The organism is Pseudoalteromonas sp. SR44-8 (assembly GCF_014163635.1).
GTDB classification, from domain to species: domain Bacteria; phylum Pseudomonadota; class Gammaproteobacteria; order Enterobacterales; family Alteromonadaceae; genus Pseudoalteromonas; species Pseudoalteromonas rhizosphaerae.
Genome location: NZ_JACJDS010000034.1, coordinates 1 through 19,753, shown reverse-complemented (window position 1 = coordinate 19,753; position 19,753 = coordinate 1). Strand labels below are relative to the sequence as shown.

The window sequence follows — 19,753 nt, the reverse complement described above, 5'->3', positions numbered from 1 at the left end:
TATTTATTTCGCCATTTTTTTCAACTAAGACTCTACTTTAAGTAATTCAACTTCAAATATAAGTAAAGAGGCTGGAGGAATACTGCCAACACGTTTTTCACCGTAAGCTAATTGGTGAGGGATATAAAAGGTGTATTTATCGCCTTCACTCATCAGTTGCAAGCCTTCAGTCCAGCCTTTTATTACCTGATTTAAACCAAAACTGATTGGGCTATTACGCTCAACAGAACTGTCAAATACACTGCCATCTAGCAAAGTACCGTGATAATGCACATTCACCATGCTAGTTGGGCTTGGTCTTGCCTCACTACCACTGCTGCTAACAACTTTATATTGCAGACCAGATGCGGTCTCAATAACCCCTTCAACCTTGCTGTTTGCCACTAAAAAGTCGGCTTCGATTTGCGCATTAGCGACCGCTTGTTGCTTTACTTTTTTGCTATTTTGAAAAATCAAAAAGCATAAAATGGCGATGATAATCGCCAAAATAATGTTGATCATGATTATTCTTTCTCGTGTTCTTTTTCGTCGTTATCGCCATTAACGATATCTGCAATTTCACTTAAACGGGCTAAGGCAATGCCGTTAACTGAGTTTTCAGGATATTGCCCGTCGCTCAACTCGCCTGCTGCAATATCCATCAGTAAATTAAGCGCTTGGTCAACCGTTTCAACTGCATAAATATGAAACTTGCCAAGCTCTACTGCATTGAGGATCTCGTCATCAAGCACTAAGTTTACTTGATTTGATTTAGGAATTATTACTCCTTGCGCAGACGTTAAACCACGCATTTTGCAAAGCTTAAAAAACCCTTCAATTTTTTCGTTTACACCGCCAATGGCTTGCACGTCACCGTGCTGGTTAATTGAACCAGTCAGTGCAATTGACTGGCTAATAGGTAAGCTAGTAATTGCAGAAATAAGCGCACACAACTCAGCTAATGACGCACTGTCGCCATCAATGTAGCCATAACTTTGTTCAATGGCGATATTAGCACTGAGCGTTAAACTAAATTGCTGCGCATATTTATTACCTAAATAGCCAGTCAGTAGCATGACACCTTTGGAGTGAATGGCTTTACCCAGCTCAGCTTCGCGCTCAACGTCAATTACCCCATCCGCACCAGCGTAAACCGTGGCGGTGATCCGTGCCGGAGTACCAAAAGAAGTATCGCCAATGTGTAATACTGTTAAACCATTTACTTTACCTACAGCATGACCGTCGGTGGCAATTAAGGTATGCCCTTCTTTGATATCGCTGAGCATATTTTCGCTAATTTGCCCAGTACGATATTGCTTGCCTTCAATCGCTTCATCAATATGATGGGCATCAATTAAAGTTAAGTTATCTTGCTTGGTATAAAAGCTGGCTTCTGCCACTAGCTCTAACACATCAGCAAAACGAGCTGAAAGCTTATTGTGATGTTCTGCTTGGCGGTAGCTAAATTTCAGTAATCGTGCCATCGCTGACTCAGTTAGACTACACTTTAGCGTCTGCTCACAGTACTCAATCACTTTAGTGATAAATTGATACTGTAATTTATCACTGCTTGGCAGGTAATAATCAAAATCGGCTAACACTCTAAACAGCTCAGCAAACTCTTCGTCATATTCACCGATGGTGTAATACAACTCACGCGAGCCGAGTAAAATAATTTTTACATCAAGCGGGATCAACTGTGGACGCAAGGTAAAGCTACTGCCAACAGCACTATCTTGATACGGTAAATCATTTTTGATTTGATGAGTTTTTAATGACAGCTTTAAACCATCCCACACTTGTGGATTAGCCATCACTTTTTCAGCGTCCATAATCAAATAACCACCGTTAGCGCGATGCAGTGCCCCCGGCTGAATCGATCGATAACTGGTGATCAATGAGCCTTGTGAAGTAGCATATTCAATTTTTCCAAAAATATTACCAAAGGTAGGATTTGGCTCATACACCACAGGGGCAGCATCACCTTCTTTAAATTCAACTAAAATATTAGGTGCAAAAAAGTCGGTAAGCATCCCTTTACGGTCAAAATCTTCTTTGTTTTCGTCGCTAACATCTTCATCATCGAGCCACTCAAGTACCGCATCAATAATTTCCACGCGGATGTCTTTTAGATAGCGTAATACTCCAATGTGCGCAGCATATTTATGTTCAAGATCTTTTAGTAATGGCTTAGTAGCCAGCTCTGCGGTGGATTTTTTTAAATTACGGAGTTTTTCAGATGATTCACGTTTCCAACGTGGCAACTCAATCAGTGCCTCAATGAGTGCATCTTCGAGTTTTTCAATTACTTCATAAAATTGTTCACGCAATTCATCATCAAGCTCAGCAAATTCAGCATCGCTTAGTTGTTTGCCATCAATCAGCGGGGCAAATCCAACCACACTTTTTTCTTCAATTAAGGCAACACTTTGCTCAAGCGCGGCAATTTCCACAGCAGTAATTGCGCTATCGTAAGCGTCGTTAAATTCACGGTCGATTTTTTTCTTTTTACGCTGGTACGCTGGGTTATCAAACGCTGCAGGAAAGGTGTCGAGTACTTCATCAATAAATGAGTCAATATCATCAGCTAACTGTTTACTTTGACCTGCTTGTAAAAACATTGCGATAGGCTCGCGGTGGTCGTCATAATTATTAACGTATAACCACTCATTTGGTGTTGGCCGGCCTTTGCTGTGTGCTTGAAGTTTATCTTTGACTAAGGTAAACCGACCATGCGCGGCCTCCCCCATTACATACACATTGTAACCAGGTAATTCCATCCCTAACGAGAAATCAAGCGCACTTTGCGCCCGCTGTTGACCGATGAAAGTCAAGGTTTCAGGATATGGATTGTTCATGCACGTTTGTACATGATTAAGTGAAATTGTCGGCGCAAGGGCCGACACAGATAAAGGCAGCAGTTTCTTCGTCATTCTAACTTCTTTTTATACCAACATATTCGTTGATTTTGTAAGGTGGCATCAGTGCACTAAAAGGCACTGTTCACTAACTATTTAAGGTTGTAGTGCCTTTCGGCTAAAGTAGATACCATCACATTGCGAACACGCTGTAATTTGCGTAGCGTGGTAAATATCATAACTATATTGGCAATTCTTACATACTAATGTGCCCATGGCTATCCATTCGCCTTGGTGATATACCCCATTGTGCTTAAAATCTTGATTTAATGCTTGCCACTCAAGTTGAGTTTTGTCTTCGATATGTGAAAGTTCAAACCACAAAGACTCTTTAAGCTCTTGCCATGCAAGGGAACCATAGTGTTGATCGTGCTCTTGGATGTGCTCAATATCGCGCTTTAAATATTCACTGTATAAAGTTAATTTTTCTTGTCCTAAATCTTTTAGCGCTTGTTCAGATTCAATAAACTTATCCATCGCATCTTTTAGCTCATGATCTTTTACGTCTTTTAACCATGTGCTCAAATCTGTTAACCACGTCTTATAATCAGCCATTGTTTACTCCTTCAGAACTGTGTTTAGCGAACCTATACCTTACACAAGTATAGGTTAACCTGCCCTGAAAACTAATTTCATATAAAATCCACTGATTTGACGCTGTGATTAGTGCTTTTTTTGGGGTATCCTAACGGCAATTTTTTATTAGTTTGCAAGAAGTCTGGAACCGTAGATGCAAGAGCAATATAACCCGCAAGACATAGAGTCAAAAGTCCAAGCCTACTGGGAAGAAAACCAAGTATTTAAAGCCACTGAAGACGAGAGCAAAGAAAAGTATTATTGCCTTTCTATGTTCCCTTACCCAAGCGGCCGACTCCACATGGGTCATGTGCGTAACTACACGATTGGTGATGTTGTTTCTCGTTTCCAACGCTTGCAAGGCAAAAACGTAATGCAACCTATGGGTTGGGACGCGTTTGGTCTACCGGCTGAAAATGCGGCAATTAAAAATAAAACTGCGCCAGCAAAATGGACCTACGAGAACATCGATTACATGCGTACCCAACTTAAGCAATTAGGTTTTGGTTATGACTGGGATCGTGAGATCGCAACTTGCCATCCAGAATATTACAAATGGGAACAGTGGTTCTTCACTAAGCTTTACGAAAAAGGCCTAGTGTACAAAAAAATGTCAACGGTAAACTGGGATCCAGTAGACCAAACAGTACTTGCTAACGAGCAAGTTATTGATGGTCGCGGTTGGCGTTCAGGTGCTGTAGTTGAACAAAAAGAAATTCCACAGTGGTTTATTAAAATCACTGACTACGCGCAAGAGCTACTTGACGACTTAGACAAGTTAGAAGATTGGCCAGAGCAAGTTAAAACCATGCAGCGCAACTGGATTGGTCGCTCTGAAGGGTTAGATATTGAGTTTAAACGCACCGATAACAACGAAACATTCAGCGTTTATACCACTCGCCCTGATACCTTTATGGGTGTGACTTATGTTGCTGTTGCAGGCGGACACCCTATCGCACAAGAAGCAGCTAAAAATAGCGACGCTGTGGCACGCTTTGTTGATGAATGCAAAAACACCAAAGTAGCTGAAGCTGATATGGCGACGATGGAGAAAAAAGGCATCGCAACGGGCTTTTTTGCTACTCACCCACTTACCGGTGAGCAAGTACCAATTTGGGTTGCCAACTTTGTATTAATGCATTATGGCTCAGGTGCTGTAATGGCCGTACCCGCGCACGACCAACGGGACTTTGAATTTGCTACCGCTTACGGTTTAGACGTCAAACAAGTCATTGCACCTGTCGCAGGTTCAGATCTTGAAGTAAACCTAAATGAAGCGGCATTCACTGAAAAAGGTGTGCTGGTAAATTCAGCTGAATTTGATGGCCTTGATTTTGATGGCGCATTTAAGGCTATTGCTGACAAACTTGAAGCACTGGGTGTTGGTGAGCGTAAAGTAAACTTCCGTTTACGTGATTGGGGTGTTAGCCGTCAGCGTTATTGGGGTTCACCAATCCCAATGTTAAGCGATGAAAACGGTAACGAACTTGCTGCGACTGAAGATATGCTGCCGGTGCGCTTACCAGAAGACGTGGTAATGAACGGTGTAACATCGCCAATCAAAGCAGATCCACAATGGGCTAAAACCACAGTTAATGGCGCACCTGCGTTTCATGAAACTGACACTTTTGATACGTTTATGGAATCATCTTGGTACTACGCACGTTACTGTAGTCCACGCCATGACAAAGGTATGCTAGATCCAGCTGCGGCAAACTACTGGTTACCAGTAAACCAATACATTGGTGGTATTGAGCACGCTATTTTACATTTATTGTATTCGCGCTTTTTCCATAAATTATTACGTGATTTTGGCTTAGTTAATTCAGATGAGCCATTTGACCGCTTATTATGCCAAGGCATGGTACTTGCCGAAACATTTTATCGTAAAGATGAAAAAGGTGGCGACATTTGGATTTCCCCTAGTGATGTAAATACTGAAACAGACGACAAAGGCCGCGTGACTAAAGCATGGCATAAAGTTGACGGCGAGCCAGTATTCTCATCAGGCATGAGCAAAATGTCTAAATCAAAAAATAACGGTATCGACCCGCAACAAGTTATCGCTCAATACGGCGCTGATACGGTACGTTTATTTATGATGTTTACCGCACCGCCAGAGCAAACGCTTGAATGGTCTGATTCAGGTGTTGAAGGGGCACATCGTTTCATTAAACGTGTATGGAAATATGCGGTTGATGTGAACACTGTTGGTTTCCAAGCATTAGACAAATCAGCATTAAACAACGAGCAAAAAGTGCTTCGTCGTGAGCTGCACAAAGCAATTGCAAAAGTGACTGATGATGTTGAACGTCGTCAAACATTCAACACTGCCATTGCGGCAATCATGGAAATCTCAAACAAATTGTTAAAAGCACCTTTAGCTGACAAACAAGATGTAGCGATTGCCAACGAAGCGCTTGAAGCGCTGTTAATTATGCTTGCACCAATTACGCCGCATTTGTCACATCAATTGTGGCAAGAACTGGGTAAAGAAGGCGATATTTTAGATGCGTCTTGGCCCGTGGTTGATGAGTCTGCCCTTGTTGAAGATGAAAAACTGATCATCGTGCAAGTTAACGGTAAACTACGCGCAAAATTAACGGTGCCAGCTGATGCTACTAAAGAGCAAGTAGAAGCACTAGCATTTGCTGAACCTAACGTATCTAAGTTCACTGATGGCGTAACAATCCGTAAGGTTATTTACGTACCTGGTAAACTACTTAACGTGGTTGCTAACTAATTATGGCTGCTATTCATGCCATTAAAAACGGACTAGCCTTAGCGCTAGTCTGTTTTTTGTTATCTAGCTGCGGCTTTCACCTTAAAAAAGCCTCAAGTCTGCCTGATGACTTGGCCACCTTAACTTTAAACGGTGATGATGAAAAATCAGCGTTATTTGCGATGCTTGGCAAAGAACTCACATTGAGCAAAGTTGAGTTACTCGACACGCCTAAGAAAAACGTCGCTCAGCTGTATTTATATAAAGATCGTCTTGAACGCCAAACCTTATCATTATTTAAAAATGGTCAGGTTGCCGAGTACGAGTTAGCTTATAGTGTTCGCTACTTACTCAAGCGCCCAGGCAAAGAAGCAATTGAACAACGTTTTGAGCTTTATCGTAATTATCAAGACGACCCAGATAACGCTTTAGCAAAAGCAAAAGAGTTAGAGTTGCTACTGAATGAAATTCGCATGCAAGCTAGTCGTCGTATTGTTAGAGAGCTGTCGCAACTATAATGCGCTGTTATGCGAATCAATTACCCAATGAATTAAAAAAAGGCTTACAGCCTTTTTATTTAGTATTTGGTGAAGAACCCTTTCAAGTAGCACAATGCGCTCAACAAATTCGTCAGATTGCGAAACAGCAAGGTTTTGATGAGGTTGTTAAATTTACCTTAATGCCCGGTTTTGATTGGCAAGAGCTAATAGCGCAATATCAAAGTATGTCGTTATTTAGTGCTCGTACTTTAATCGAGCTAGACCTTAATTTTCAAAAGCCAGGTATTGTTGGTAGCCAAACGTTTAAACAGCTCGTAGCACTAAACAACCCCGACACCGTACTTATTGTAAAAGGGGCCAAGGCCAGTCAAGATATTCAGCGCAGTGCTTGGTTTAAGTCGTTAGATAAACTGGGCGTATTTGTACCCTGCTACCCCCTGACCGGCAATCATTTAAGCCGTTGGCTTGATGAGCAGTGCCAGCGCTTAAAAATCAATATGCAAGCAGATGCCAAACGCACCCTAATTGATGCTACTGAAGGTAATTTGTTAGCGTGTTTTCAAGAGCTCGAAAAGCTGTCGTTATTGCATGGCACTGCTATGATCGATCAACAGCAGGTTTTACAAGGCCTACTTAATCAAGCCAAGTTTGATATTTTTGATTTAAGTGATGCACTGCTACAAGGTAATAGTCGCCAAGCAATTAAAGTATTAAATAAACTCGCTGGCGATAACACTGAAGCTGTGAGTATCTTATGGACCATTACTAAAGAAGCAAATACCTTACTAAGCCTACAATTAGGCTTACAACAAGGTGAACAACTGGCAACGCTATTTAAACAAAAAGCCATCTGGAAAAATCAGCAAGGGCCGATTCAACAAGCACTTAATCGTTTGTCGATACATACTTTAGAGCAAATCACCCAGTTGCTCGCACAATTTGATGCCAGCTATAAACAAGGTAATTTAATCAAGCCTTATCAGGCTTTGGCACATATTTGTTTGGTGTTTTGTCAGCCATTGGTGATCCCACTGCCTGCGCACCCACTTAACTAATTATTAGGCGTTTATAATGATTGCACTGTTTGGTGGCACCTTCGACCCTGTTCACTTAGGCCATATAAATATGGCGAAGCACTGTGTAAAACACTTTAATTTAGCGACTTTATACTTTATGCCTTGTGCTATTCCAGCTCATAAGACTGCACCTGGGATAAGTACGCAGCATCGCATCGCAATGCTCAATGCAGCGATTGCACCTTACCCATATTTTCAACTCGATTTACGCGAACTCAATCGCAGTGGCCCGTCATATTCATTATTAAGCCTGCAAGAGATCCGCATACAATTTCCAGATCAACCATTATTATTTTTAATTGGCATGGATTCGTTTAATAACTTAGATAAATGGTTTGAGTGGCAAACAATTACTCAGCTTTGTCATATTGTGGTATTTCAACGCCCGGGCCTAAAATGCACTGCCCATGGCGAGTTACTCGCATACCAACAAGCCGCAGAATGTAGTAATAGCGCAGAGCTTACAACGCAAGCTGGTGGAAAATTATATTTTTTAGCTGGCGAAGAAATGGCTATTGCCTCAAGCGATATTCGCAAGGCGATTAAAAATGCCATAGATTACAATGAACTTCTTCCTACTGGCGTGAGTCAGTATATTCAATCACAGCAACTTTATCTAAGTGATGAATAAATACCAGTTGCGTGATAAAATAACAGCTATTCACTTTTAAATGAGATAACACCTTGGATACGAAACAACTACTCGCCTTTGCAATAGACAAAATTGACGATATGAAAGCACGTGATGTGGTTAATATTGATGTAAGTGCAAGCTCAGACATCACCGATTTTATGGTCGTGTGCTCTGGTACTTCGAAACGTCATGTATTGTCAATTGCTGATCATTTAGCAAAAGAAGCTCGTCACGCAGGTCAAGAGCCTCTAGGTTATGAAGGCCAAAGCGATGGTGAATGGGCACTGGTTGATTTAGGCGATGTAATCGTACACGTAATGCAAGATCAAGCACGTAGCTATTACGACCTCGAAAAACTATGGAGCTAATTGCTCACTAATTTTACTAGAGCTTGGATGTAACACGTGAAAATACAGATGATTGCCGTTGGCACCAAAATGCCAGCGTGGGTAGAAACGGGTTTTGCACAATATCAGCGCCGCTTTCCAAAAGATATGGCGCTGGAGTTAATTGAAATTCCCGCAGGTAAACGTGGTAAAAATGCAGATATTAAACGTATTTTGCATATTGAAGGCGAAAAAACCTTAGCCGCTATCCCTAAAGGCAATCGTATTGTTACGCTTGAGGTAACAGGCAAAGCGCTTGATACTCACCAATTAGCAAAAGACATGGAGAAGTGGCAACTGGATGGCCGCGATGTAAGTTTGCTAATTGGCGGCCCTGAAGGCTTAGCACCAGAATGTATTGCTGCCTCAGAGCAAAAATGGTCATTATCAAATTTGACCCTACCACATCCATTGGTGCGTATTATTGTTGCTGAAAGTCTATATAGAGGCTGGAGCTTAAACAATAACCACCCGTATCATCGCGAGTAACATTTACTCATGCGCAAACACAGACCCACAATTAGAGACCACTCAGCAGAAGCTAACCTATTTGCTCGTCGCGCCTTTGTGGGGTTTGTATTTGTTACTATTTTAGTCGCGGTTTTACTTTCCAATTTATATACCATTCAAGTTGATGATCACCAAGATTATCAAACACGTTCTAACGACAATCGCATTAAAGTTATTCCTATTGCTCCTAACCGAGGCCTTATTTATGACCGCAATGGTGTGTTGCTTGCTGAAAATAAACCGGTTTATAATTTAGAAGTCATTCCTGAAGAAGTTGACGATCTTGATGCATCACTATCAGCACTGACACAATTTATTGATATCTCAGAGCAACAAAAAAACGATTTTCTTGATGATATAAAGCATAACCGTCGCTTTAAGAGCCAAGTATTAAAAGCACGTTTAAACGAACAAGAAGTAGCGCGCTTTTCAGTTAATCAGTATAAATTCCCTGGGTTTAGTATCGAAGCACGTTTGGCACGCTACTACCCGTTTGCAGACACCCTAACTCATGCGTTAGGTTACGTCGCTAAACTCAATAAAAAAGAACTGGCTCAGCTCGAATCACAAGAGCAAGGTACTAATTACCGTGCAACCCATGATATTGGTAAACTCGGTATTGAGAAATATTATGAACAACTGCTGCATGGCCAAGTAGGCTCGCAGCGGGTTGAAGTCAATAATCGTGGTCGTGTCATTCGTACCTTAAGCATGACTCCTCCGCAACCAGGTAATGATTTAGTGCTCACCCTTGATGTTGGCTTGCAGCAGATTGCCCAACATGCACTTAAAGATATGCGTGGCGCTGTAGTCGTCATGGACGCTAAAGACGGTGGCGTGTTAGCGCTGTATTCTAATCCCAGTTATGATCCGAACTTATTTGTTCACGGTATTAGCAGTAAAAACTATAAAGCCCTATTAAACCCTGACCGACCTCTTATAAATAGAACCACACAAGGACGTTATGCACCAGCATCGACGGTAAAACCTCACATGGCAGTTCTTGCTCTTGAAGAAGGTCTCGTTACCGAGCAAACGTCAATGTGGGATCCTGGCTTCTTTCAAATTCCGAATGTTGATCATAAATGGCGAGATTGGAAACGTTGGGGCCATGGTCATGTTGATGTTTACAAAGCCATTGAAGAGTCGTGCGATACCTACTTTTATGATGTCTCTTATCGATTAGGGATCACAAAAATCAGTGATTTTATGGCACAGTTTGGCTACGGTGATTTAACCGGCATTGATATTCATGAAGAAACCACGGCTATTTTGCCCTCAAAAGAATGGAAAGAAGGCCGTTTTAAAGAATCATGGTGGCGTGGCGATACAATCTCAGTTGGCATTGGCCAAGGTTATTGGACCGCAACCCCCCTACAAATCGCAAACGCGATGAATATATTAGTGAACCGTGGAATTAACCACCCACCACACTTAGTACAAGTTGTGAAAAAAGACGATGAAGTTACACAAATCAATAATGAAGAAAAACCCCCGATTTTTTTAAAAGAACCTCACCATTGGCAAATCGCTTTAGATGCTATGCACAACACAGTACAAAAAGCCTCTGGTACCGCTCACAAAGCATTTAAAGGAACAAATTACGATTCAGCAGGTAAAACAGGCACCGCACAAATAGTCAGTATTGCTCAAGGTGAACGCTACGATGCAAAATCCCTCAAAGAGCGTCAACGTGATAACACTATCTATGTAGGCTTTGCACCTTATGAGGATCCCAGAATCGTTGTTTCTGTTGTTCTAGAAAACAATCATGGCGGTGTGCAAATTGCTCGCCAACTAATGGATTACTACTTTGCTGCAAATCCCGTTAATCTTGCCAGGAATAACACACCATGACTACTCTACATGATGGTCGTTCAATCTGGGTGCGTATGCATCTTGACTTGCCGCTACTACTGGCATTGCTATTAATGATGGCAGGCAGTGTAACCGTTGTTTATAGCGCCAGTGGTCAAGACCCGGCAATGATGATCCGCCATATTACCAGGATGGGCGGCGCAATTTTAGGCATGCTTATTTTGGCGCAATTTTCACCAGCGACCTTAAAGCGTTTAGTTATTCCTTTATATTGTGCTGGATTACTGATGCTAGTTGCGGTGCTGTTATTTGGCGTCAGCTCCAAAGGCGCTCAGCGCTGGTTAGATTTAGGTATTACCCGTTTTCAACCTGCTGAATTAATGAAAATAGCCGTGCCTATGATGGTGGCTTGGTATATTGGCCGTAATCATTTACCGCCTAGAGCACTACACTTAGTTGTTGGTTTTACCATTGTTATGGTTCCCACACTCCTGATCAAAGAGCAGCCCGACTTAGGCACATCTATCTTAATCGCCAGTTCAGGGATATTTGTATTATTTTTGTCTGGTCTAAGCTGGCGATTAATCGGCTTTTTGAGCGCTTTGGTTGCTTTAGCTGCGTGGCCTTTTTGGCATTACGGTATGCATGACTATCAAAAACAGCGGGTACTAACTTTGTTCAATCCAGAAAGCGATCCTCTTGGCTCTGGTTACCATATTATTCAATCAAAAATAGCAATTGGCTCCGGTGGTATTGAAGGTAAAGGTTGGTTGCAAGGCACCCAATCACAATTAGAATTTTTACCCGAACGCCATACTGATTTTATCTTCTCTGTACTTAGTGAGGAGTTTGGTCTTTTTGGTGTATGTGTTTTATTATGCATGTATCTATTCATCATTGGTCGCGGTTTATATATCGCGGTTAATGCCCAAGATGCATTTGGTAAATTACTGGCAGGTGCACTGACCCTGACTTTTTTTGTTTATGTATTTGTAAATATTGGCATGGTATCAGGGTTACTGCCTGTAGTGGGTGTACCATTGCCATTAATAAGTTATGGCGGTACATCGATGGTTACCTTAATGGCTGGATTTGGCATTATTATGTCTATCGCAACTGATAAAAGGATGCTATTAAAGTAATGCGTTACTGTCTAAAGTTGTTCAGTTGTTCATGGTTAATGATTGTTTTAAGCGCTTGTAGTTCCTCAGGCATAAATCACAGTGACCGGTATAGTATGCGCCATGATTCTGCACCACTTCGCGCGCCAACTGAATTAGAAATGCAAGATGCCATAGTCACTAAAGTTACCAAAAGTGCCAGTGCTGGCCGCGCTTACACCGTTAATGGCAAAAACTATACTCCGATGCTGGATGAAACTGGCTATAGCGAAGAAGGTATCGCCTCATGGTATGGGCGCAAATTTCATGGTTACCACACCTCAAATGGCGAAATATATGATATGTTCGCGATGACTGCCGCTCATAAAACGTTACCCTTACCAAGCTTTGTAAAAGTAACCAACACCAGTAATGGCAAGTCTGTGATTGTCCGTGTAAATGATCGTGGCCCATTTCATGATGACCGCTTAATCGATTTATCCTATGCAGCAGCGTATAAACTTGGTTACTATCATCATGGTACAGCCAAGGTTAAGCTTGAGGCTATCACAATGCCTGATTCGACTGCGCGTTTGAGTTATATTCAAGTCGCTGCAGGCAGTACCTTAGAAAATATTGAAGCATTAGCGTACACCCTACGCCAGCAATATCAATTACCCACTAATATTGTGGAAAAAGATGCTATTTATAGGCTGCGTTTAGGGCCAATTAAAAATGCTGAGCAAGCTCAGCAAGTACTTGAAAAATTAAAACAGGATCAATTTCAAAACGCGTTCTTGCTTTATAGTGAATAACACCTTTAGAATGAGGTAAACGCGAATCTTTAACTTTAACCATTAATGAGTATGATGAAATCTATTAAATCCAAAATTATTAGCGGTGTGTGTAGCGTTGTTTGCTCTGCTGCCGTTTTTTCTGCGACCGCCCAAATCATCCCAGCCCCACCTCAAGTTAATGCAAAAGGTTATTTTCTTGTTGATTTTACTACAGGTAAAATTATAGCTGAAGGTGAACCTGATACTCGCCTAGCACCTGCCAGTTTAACTAAAATGATGACCAGCTATGTCATTGGTACCGAAATCAAAGCGGGTAACATTGCCCCAACCGATATGGTCACAGTGAGCGAAAAAGCGTGGGCTAAAAACTTTCCTGAATCATCAAAAATGTTTATCGAAGTCGGTAAGCAGGTCACTGTCGATGATTTAAACCACGGTATAATTATTCAATCAGGTAATGATGCCTGTGTGGCTATGGCAGAACATATTGCCGGTAGCGAAAGCGCATTTGCAGACTTAATGAATGCCCATGCTGAGAAATTAGGTATGAGTAACAGCCACTTCATTAACAGCCATGGCTTAGATACCAACGAACACTTCACAACCCCTCGAGATATGGCCACCTTAGGTGCAGCACTTATTCGTGATGTGCCTGACGAGTATGCAGTTTACGCACAAAAATCATTTACTTTTAACGGCATTAAGCAATACAACCGTAACTCACTGTTATGGGATGAAAGCTTAAACGTTGATGGTATAAAAACCGGTCATACATCGGAAGCCGGTTACAGCTTAGTAAGTTCAGCGACTAAAGATGATATGCGTTTAATCGCCGTGGTTATGGGTACTTCGAGTGAACGTGCACGTAAAGTAGAAAGTAAAAAATTACTTAACTATGGTTTTCGTTTTTTTGAAACAATCACACCTTACAAAGCCGGCGACAGTTTTGCCGAGCAACGTATTTGGATGGGTAACAAAGAAAATGTATCGTTAGGCATTTTAGTTGATACGCCGATCACTATTCCGCGTGGCCAACGTAAAAATTTAAAAGCCGACTTTAAACTTGATAAAGTTTTAGAGGCGCCATTAGCGAAAGGCTCTACCGTAGGTACTTTATCTTTACAACTTGAAGGCGAAGTAATTGCTCAGTATCCTCTGGTAACGCTTGAAGAAGTTGAAGAAGGTAGCTTCTTTAGTAAAATTTATGATTACCTACGTTTACAAATAATGTAAAACGCTACCAAATAATATAAGCGCCTTGCAAAGCAAGGCGTTTTTTTTTGCTTTAAAGATGGTAGAATGCGCCCCATATCTAACCCGCAAATAACCAGAATACCAATTGTCTTACGTAAGCGATTAATTCAATTGCTATAAAGGTCGAGAACAGGTTATCTAATCGGTTTATTGTTTAGTAAAATAGTACTAAACGCACATAAGTATGAGGAGTCAACGTCGTGGCTACACCGGTAAAAAATACTAAATTTGATGAATATTTAGAATACCCTTGCCCTTTTACATTTAGAGTAATGGGGTTGGCAAACGTCAACTTAACTGACCAAATTCTAACTAAGTTACAACCTATTGCCCCTGGCGATTACGCGCCAAAAGTTAAACCTAGCAGCAAAGGTAATTATGAGTCAGTTAGCTTAGTCGTTACCGTGACCAGCGGCACTCATATTGAAGAAATTTATAACGTGATAAGTGCGATTGATGACGTACGACACATGCTTTAAACGCTAAGCGGAGTAAGCTGTGAGCGAAAATACCTTAATCGTCCGTCAACTTGGTAAACAGCGTTACATGCCAATTTGGCAACAAATGCAAAACTATACTGATGTTCGAACTGAGCATGATGCGGATGAAATATGGCTCGTTGAACATGAGCCAGTATTCACGCAAGGCCAAGCAGGTAAAGATGAACACCTACTTGCCCCTGGTGACATAGAAGTGATCAAGGTTGACCGAGGTGGTCAAGTAACCTATCACGGACCGGGCCAGCAAATGATGTACGTATTATTTAACTTACGTCGCTTGAAAATTGGCGTACGAGAATTGGTCACATGGCTTGAAGAGTGTATTATCGATACACTCAATGATTACGGTATTAAAGCCTACGCAAAAGCAGATGCCCCAGGGGTTTATGTTAACGATAGCAAAATAGCATCATTAGGACTTCGTGTTCGCCGTGGCTGCTCTTTTCATGGTCTAGCATTGAATGTAAACATGGACATGAGTCCGTTTTTACGTATCAACCCATGTGGTTACGCCGGTATGAACATGGTGCAAACAACCGACTTGAACGGCCCAGAAAACCTTGCGCAAGCAGGTGCTGGTCTCGTAAAACATATGATTAAAAAACTTAATGCGACACAGGTTAAGTATACTGAAGGGTTTGAAAACGAATGAATAAACCAGTCAAGATGGAACCAGGGGTAAAACTACGCGACGCTGAAAAAATGGCGTTGATCCCAGTAAAAGTATTACCCACTGAAAAAAACGAAATGTTACGCAAGCCAGAGTGGCTAAAAATTCGCTTACCTAAATCAACCGAGCGGATCGACGGCATTAAACAAGCCATGCGTAAGCACGGACTGCATTCAGTGTGTGAAGAAGCCTCTTGCCCTAACTTATCAGAATGCTTTAATCACGGTACAGCAACTTTTATGATTTTAGGCGCAATTTGTACTCGTCGTTGCCCATTTTGTGATGTTGCCCATGGCCGTCCGTTAACACCAGACGCCGCAGAGCCTGAAAAGTTGGCTCTTACTATTCGCGATATGAAGTTAAGCTATGTGGTGATCACCTCTGTGGATCGTGATGATTTACGTGATGGCGGCGCACAACATTTTGCTGATTGTATTCGTGAAATTCGCAAGTATAACCCAAAAATCACCATCGAAATTTTAGTGCCTGATTTTCGTGGTCGCATGGACCGAGCGCTTGAAATCTTAATAGAAACGCCACCAGATGTATTCAATCATAACCTTGAAACTGCACCGCGTTTATATAAACTTGCGCGTCCAGGTGCTGACTACAAATGGTCATTAGAATTACTGCGTCGCTTTAAAGAAGCACACCCTGAAGTGAAAACTAAATCAGGCCTAATGGTTGGTCTTGGCGAAGAAATTAGCGAAATCGAAGAAGTACTGCGTGATTTACGCGCGCATAATGTCGATATGCTAACGGTTGGCCAATACCTACAGCCATCAAAGCATCACTTACCTGTAAAACGCTACGTGCCACCAGCAGAGTTTGACGCGCTTAAAGAGTACGCTGATGAAATTGGCTTTACTCATGCCGCATCAGGTCCATTTGTTCGTTCAAGCTACCATGCTGATCAACAAGCTGCGGGTAAAGAAGTGAAGTAATCATTTTTACAGAATTGAAAAAGCCGTTAGTAATGGATTAAATCACTAACGGCTTTTTGTTTTCTTAATCACGTGCAATTTATATCGATACCGACACTCATCTCGCATGTCTTTAATTACTAAAGCTAGGATTATATTGATAAACGGCTTGTGATTTAGTCAGCCCCCCCTGTGAGGTTCCAACTACTTAAACTATTCATACCATCGAACGCAATCAAAGCTCGTTGCACTACTTTTTGCGTATAATTAGCCATGAAGTCTTCATATTTAAACGATGGCTGCGCGATGATTAGCTGTTGACCAGCCGAGGGAATACCGCTGTACCATAGTGTTACACTGACTTGTGCATCAATTGAGCCTAAGTCAATTTGTGCTCCTTTATAAACACGCTCGTAAATAGTTAAGTTGCCGACTTGTGCCAGCATCAAATTATCATTAAAACTAAACTCTAATTCAAAGCCAGAGTCATGCGTATTTATATCTTTAAAGCCATTGATTTTACGAGTATTTGGTGCTTTAGTTGAATGACTATAAACTACTTGGTAATCAGAATTGGTTATTCCTCAGTCAGCCTCTAGCTTAGTCTTGGTGCCGTTAGTCGCTGATGATAAATCTTCGAAATTAGCGGTATAGCGATCCCGACTGCGAAATTTCAATGTCACTTCTGAATTACCATTTTCGATTCGTTCACGAAACGAATAACCTAAATTTTGCAGCTGACAGCTACCTAGAGTATCGAAAAACTTAACTGTACGGTTCTTATCAAGTGATAATGAGCCATTTACATCGTAAGATTGCCGTCTCTACTATGGCTTTAAATGCACTAAAATAACTGTCTACGTTAGCCGACTCATTACTATAAGTGAGTTTGCTAGGCTCGAGTAAACCCTTATACTATCGAGAAATCACATCAGGATTATCGGCACTAACAGCGCTACAAATTAATAATAATGACAAACCACTGACAAATTCGCTTTTATGTTTCATCACTAACCTTTATAAATTGTAATAAAAAAAGCCGACGTGAATCGGCTTGAATTCATTATGATTATTGAATAGGTGATAAATCCAGACCATCAACTATATACAAGGTATTACCATCAACGACAGTATTATTAGTATCTAAATACTTTTGCCCTAACGGCCCTCCAATAGTGGCTTCAGACCAAGTAGCAAAGTCATCATCATTAATCACCCCCAAACGCGTATTATCGATAAGCCATAAACCTTCCATCTTGTCATGTGGGTAAGAAACTTCGTTAACCATATCAACAACTGGCGATGTGCTTTTTGTCACTGGTAAGATATTCTTTGCAGCTAGTTCAGCCCAACCTGCATCATAATCAACTGCATCATTTATAACTTGCTCTATTGTTTTACCTGCAATGATTAAACCTAAATTGCTATTTTGTTCAATATCCCCCATTGCTGCAACTGCTTCTAAATCGGTCGCACCGCTGATATCAATCTTATAAACATGCTTTTGTGCTGTCTCATCACCTTTGTTATAAAAAGCACCGTCACGTTCAAGTACTAAGAAGCTCGTGTTGCTAAGCGCTTTAATTGCTGAGTTAGAATTCGACCCTTTAACCTGTCGATACAAATATTGCGAAATATTGCCAGTTTCTAAATCAACAGTGACAATACGAGTTAAATCTGTACGGTTTTTACTCGGATTATCCAAGCTTGATTGCATAATGCCGACTAATGTTTTCTGATCAGGTGTGATCGCTAACCCCTCCATACCACGGTTAGCCCATCGATTAGCAAACTCTGCTGGTAAGTTAATCTTCAAACCGTAATCAGTATTAATAGCATCTGTACGTATGTCTGCGGTAAATGCATTAATACGGCCAATTTCTTTACCGTTAGCATCATAATGCACCATGTGTGGACCATACTCATCGCTAACCCAGAAAGTACCATCTTTTAAAGCAGCTAAACCTTCGGCATCCAAACCATAATCATCATAAACTGCAGGGTTAGTAACTTCGTCATACGGCTGCGTCATATCTGCGCGAATAACTTCGCCATCAGTCGTATACGGTACTTCACCTGTTCCACCTAATGCAGCTGAATTTGGTAGGCCACTAATATTGTTACCATCACGATCTTTGAGCAAAATATCTTTAATCTTAGCGATATCACCCGTTGACTGAACTGCAAATAAACCAATACGCGGCGTGTAGTCAGGTGTTGGGAACTTCTTACCATTACCGTGAGGTGCGCCCTCTTGAGAGGTTCGATAATTAGAATTAGGACCACGATCAGTTAAAGCATAAAATTGTGTCGTATTCATCGGGTGACCATCCATATCAGAGCCGTAACCACCATTGCGTACCTCAAAAGTAGATCCTGGGTAATAATAATTTTCTAGTTCGTTGCGCATTACGGTATAAGATAGACGCTCACCGGTAGTCCCAAAATTATCAGGGTTACAAAGAAAGGACGTACTTGTAACCTCTGTTGTGGCTAAAGCACCATTGCGGTCGGCATCCAAACCCGAATCAATTTTTATGCCGCCCATCCAACAGTTGCTATCGCCCATATTCAACTCTGTTTGCATAACTAAGCTGTTTAATCCAACAGCACCGTCTATACCGCCATTACCATTCGTGCCATCTGTCCCATTAGCACCGTCTTTACCATCACTACATGCGCCTAGTAATACTGTTACTAAAACGAACGATAGGTTTAGTTTAAATTTTTTCACAACAACTCCATTTATACTTTTTATAATTAGAGTGGTCATAGTAAGCAGTAAAAATGACAGCAATTAATGCCTAATAATTACTAACTTGAACTTTCAATGAAACTTGCATGACAAATTCATAGTTGATTATGAATAAACATCAAATAAAGAGGCTCTTCAATCGATTACAAGTAACTAACGGACTTATTTAAGCGCTGAGCAGCTTAAGCACATTCGCTTCCTCACGCTGCATTGCCTGACGTTCATGGGCATACAACTGCGCTAATTTAATCTCTGACAATGGCGTTTTAGCAGTTACCAGAGTTAGCTCTAAATTAGGCTGCACATGACTAAATACATAATGAACTCGCGCAATATGAAATTCTGAACTGACTAAAATGGCTTCGGTTATATGTTCCGCTATAAGTATTGGCTTAGTGAGTAACGCATCCTCAAAGGTAAAGCGGCTTAGTGCCACCGGTAAAAAAGCAGATTCGGGTATGCCAAGTTCAATTAAGTAACTTTTAGTATATTCACCATGGGCGTGGTTAGCGGAGTTTTTCAAGTTAGTTGTCGCATCAAGTTAAATTTTATGCCGCCCGCACTTCTTCTTTTTTCTCTGGATTCAAATTTACTTCATTGATCATTGTCCAATTTCGAGACTTTCCTGACCAACG

General features: G+C 41.3%; 19 protein-coding genes. 13 read left to right on the top strand and 6 right to left on the bottom strand.

What is annotated here, in order from left to right; all coding sequences use genetic code 11:
* Nucleotides 1-24: 24 nt before the first annotated feature.
* The 3 genes from H5183_RS16170 to H5183_RS16160 all read right to left on the bottom strand — a co-directional run bounded on the left by H5183_RS16170 (nt 25) and on the right by H5183_RS16160 (nt 3,452).
* Nucleotides 25-501 carry an FKBP-type peptidyl-prolyl cis-trans isomerase gene (locus H5183_RS16170; RefSeq protein WP_149980730.1) on the bottom strand — a complete coding sequence of 159 codons (477 nt, stop codon included), beginning with the start codon at nt 499-501 and terminating at the stop codon, nt 25-27.
* A gap of 2 nt (nt 502-503) precedes the next feature.
* Nucleotides 504-2,912, bottom strand: coding sequence for a Lon protease family protein (locus tag H5183_RS16165; protein WP_145240561.1), 2,409 nt, complete (start codon nt 2,910-2,912; stop codon nt 504-506).
* A gap of 81 nt (nt 2,913-2,993) precedes the next feature.
* Nucleotides 2,994-3,452 carry a zinc ribbon-containing protein gene (locus tag H5183_RS16160; protein ID WP_145240558.1) on the bottom strand — a complete coding sequence of 153 codons (459 nt, stop codon included), beginning with the start codon at nt 3,450-3,452 and terminating at the stop codon, nt 2,994-2,996.
* A 175-nt stretch (nt 3,453-3,627) separates the two neighbouring features.
* Here H5183_RS16160 and leuS point away from each other — a divergent pair, with 175 nt between their 5' ends.
* The 13 genes from leuS (at nt 3,628) to lipA (ending at nt 16,384) form a co-directional block, all read left to right on the top strand.
* On the top strand, nt 3,628-6,216 hold the full coding sequence (leuS, locus tag H5183_RS16155) for a leucine--tRNA ligase (protein ID WP_182732180.1): 2,589 nt from the start codon (nt 3,628-3,630) through the stop codon (nt 6,214-6,216).
* A 2-nt stretch (nt 6,217-6,218) separates the two neighbouring features.
* On the top strand, nt 6,219-6,713 hold the full coding sequence (gene lptE / locus H5183_RS16150) for an LPS assembly lipoprotein LptE (protein ID WP_145240554.1): 495 nt from the start codon (nt 6,219-6,221) through the stop codon (nt 6,711-6,713).
* Nucleotides 6,713-7,750: a DNA polymerase III subunit delta gene (gene holA, locus H5183_RS16145; RefSeq protein ID WP_145240552.1), complete on the top strand. Its 1,038-nt coding sequence runs from the start codon at nt 6,713-6,715 to the stop codon at nt 7,748-7,750. The genes lptE and holA overlap by 1 nt, the downstream gene beginning before the upstream one ends.
* A 16-nt stretch (nt 7,751-7,766) precedes the next feature.
* Nucleotides 7,767-8,402: a nicotinate-nucleotide adenylyltransferase gene (gene nadD / locus H5183_RS16140; RefSeq protein ID WP_182732179.1), complete on the top strand. Its 636-nt coding sequence runs from the start codon at nt 7,767-7,769 to the stop codon at nt 8,400-8,402.
* A gap of 53 nt (nt 8,403-8,455) precedes the next feature.
* The gene (gene rsfS, locus H5183_RS16135; RefSeq protein WP_145240548.1) at nt 8,456-8,773 is read left to right on the top strand and encodes a ribosome silencing factor; all 318 of its coding nucleotides are present in this window, start codon (nt 8,456-8,458) and stop codon (nt 8,771-8,773) included.
* 36 nt (nt 8,774-8,809) lie between these two features.
* Nucleotides 8,810-9,280, top strand: a complete 471-nt coding sequence (rlmH, locus tag H5183_RS16130; protein ID WP_145240546.1) for a 23S rRNA (pseudouridine(1915)-N(3))-methyltransferase RlmH — start codon at nt 8,810-8,812, stop codon at nt 9,278-9,280.
* A gap of 9 nt (nt 9,281-9,289) precedes the next feature.
* Nucleotides 9,290-11,158, top strand: a complete 1,869-nt coding sequence (gene mrdA, locus H5183_RS16125; RefSeq protein ID WP_145240545.1) for a penicillin-binding protein 2 — start codon at nt 9,290-9,292, stop codon at nt 11,156-11,158.
* A complete protein-coding gene (gene rodA, locus H5183_RS16120) occupies nt 11,155-12,261 on the top strand; it encodes a rod shape-determining protein RodA (protein ID WP_145240543.1) in 1,107 nt (368 codons plus the stop codon). Before mrdA ends, rodA begins: the two co-directional genes overlap by 4 nt.
* Complete coding sequence (locus tag H5183_RS16115; RefSeq protein ID WP_145240541.1) at nt 12,261-13,034, top strand: septal ring lytic transglycosylase RlpA family protein; 774 nt, start codon at nt 12,261-12,263, stop codon at nt 13,032-13,034. The genes rodA and H5183_RS16115 overlap by 1 nt, the downstream gene beginning before the upstream one ends.
* A 54-nt stretch (nt 13,035-13,088) precedes the next feature.
* Entirely contained in the window at nt 13,089-14,249 is a 1,161-nt protein-coding gene (locus tag H5183_RS16110) for a serine hydrolase (RefSeq protein ID WP_145240539.1), read from the top strand.
* A 221-nt stretch (nt 14,250-14,470) separates the two neighbouring features.
* Nucleotides 14,471-14,749 (top strand): DUF493 family protein YbeD, encoded by a 279-nt coding sequence (gene ybeD / locus H5183_RS16105; RefSeq protein ID WP_145240537.1) that lies wholly within the window; start codon nt 14,471-14,473, stop codon nt 14,747-14,749.
* A 19-nt stretch (nt 14,750-14,768) separates the two neighbouring features.
* Nucleotides 14,769-15,422 carry a lipoyl(octanoyl) transferase LipB gene (gene lipB / locus H5183_RS16100; protein ID WP_145240535.1) on the top strand — a complete coding sequence of 218 codons (654 nt, stop codon included), beginning with the start codon at nt 14,769-14,771 and terminating at the stop codon, nt 15,420-15,422.
* Nucleotides 15,419-16,384: a lipoyl synthase gene (gene lipA / locus H5183_RS16095; protein ID WP_145240533.1), complete on the top strand. Its 966-nt coding sequence runs from the start codon at nt 15,419-15,421 to the stop codon at nt 16,382-16,384. Before lipB ends, lipA begins: the two co-directional genes overlap by 4 nt.
* 155 nt (nt 16,385-16,539) lie before the next feature.
* Here lipA and H5183_RS21635 read toward each other — a convergent pair whose 3' ends face one another.
* The 3 genes from H5183_RS21635 to H5183_RS16080 form a co-directional block, all read right to left on the bottom strand.
* Nucleotides 16,540-16,809 (bottom strand): hypothetical protein, encoded by a 270-nt coding sequence (locus tag H5183_RS21635; RefSeq protein WP_220496341.1) that lies wholly within the window; start codon nt 16,807-16,809, stop codon nt 16,540-16,542.
* Between the two features lie 623 nt (nt 16,810-17,432).
* Complete coding sequence (locus H5183_RS16085) at nt 17,433-19,097, bottom strand: esterase-like activity of phytase family protein (protein WP_257325537.1); 1,665 nt, start codon at nt 19,095-19,097, stop codon at nt 17,433-17,435.
* Between the two features lie 187 nt (nt 19,098-19,284).
* On the bottom strand, nt 19,285-19,641 hold the full coding sequence (locus tag H5183_RS16080; protein ID WP_182732178.1) for a YdcF family protein: 357 nt from the start codon (nt 19,639-19,641) through the stop codon (nt 19,285-19,287).
* Nucleotides 19,642-19,753 lie beyond the last annotated feature (112 nt).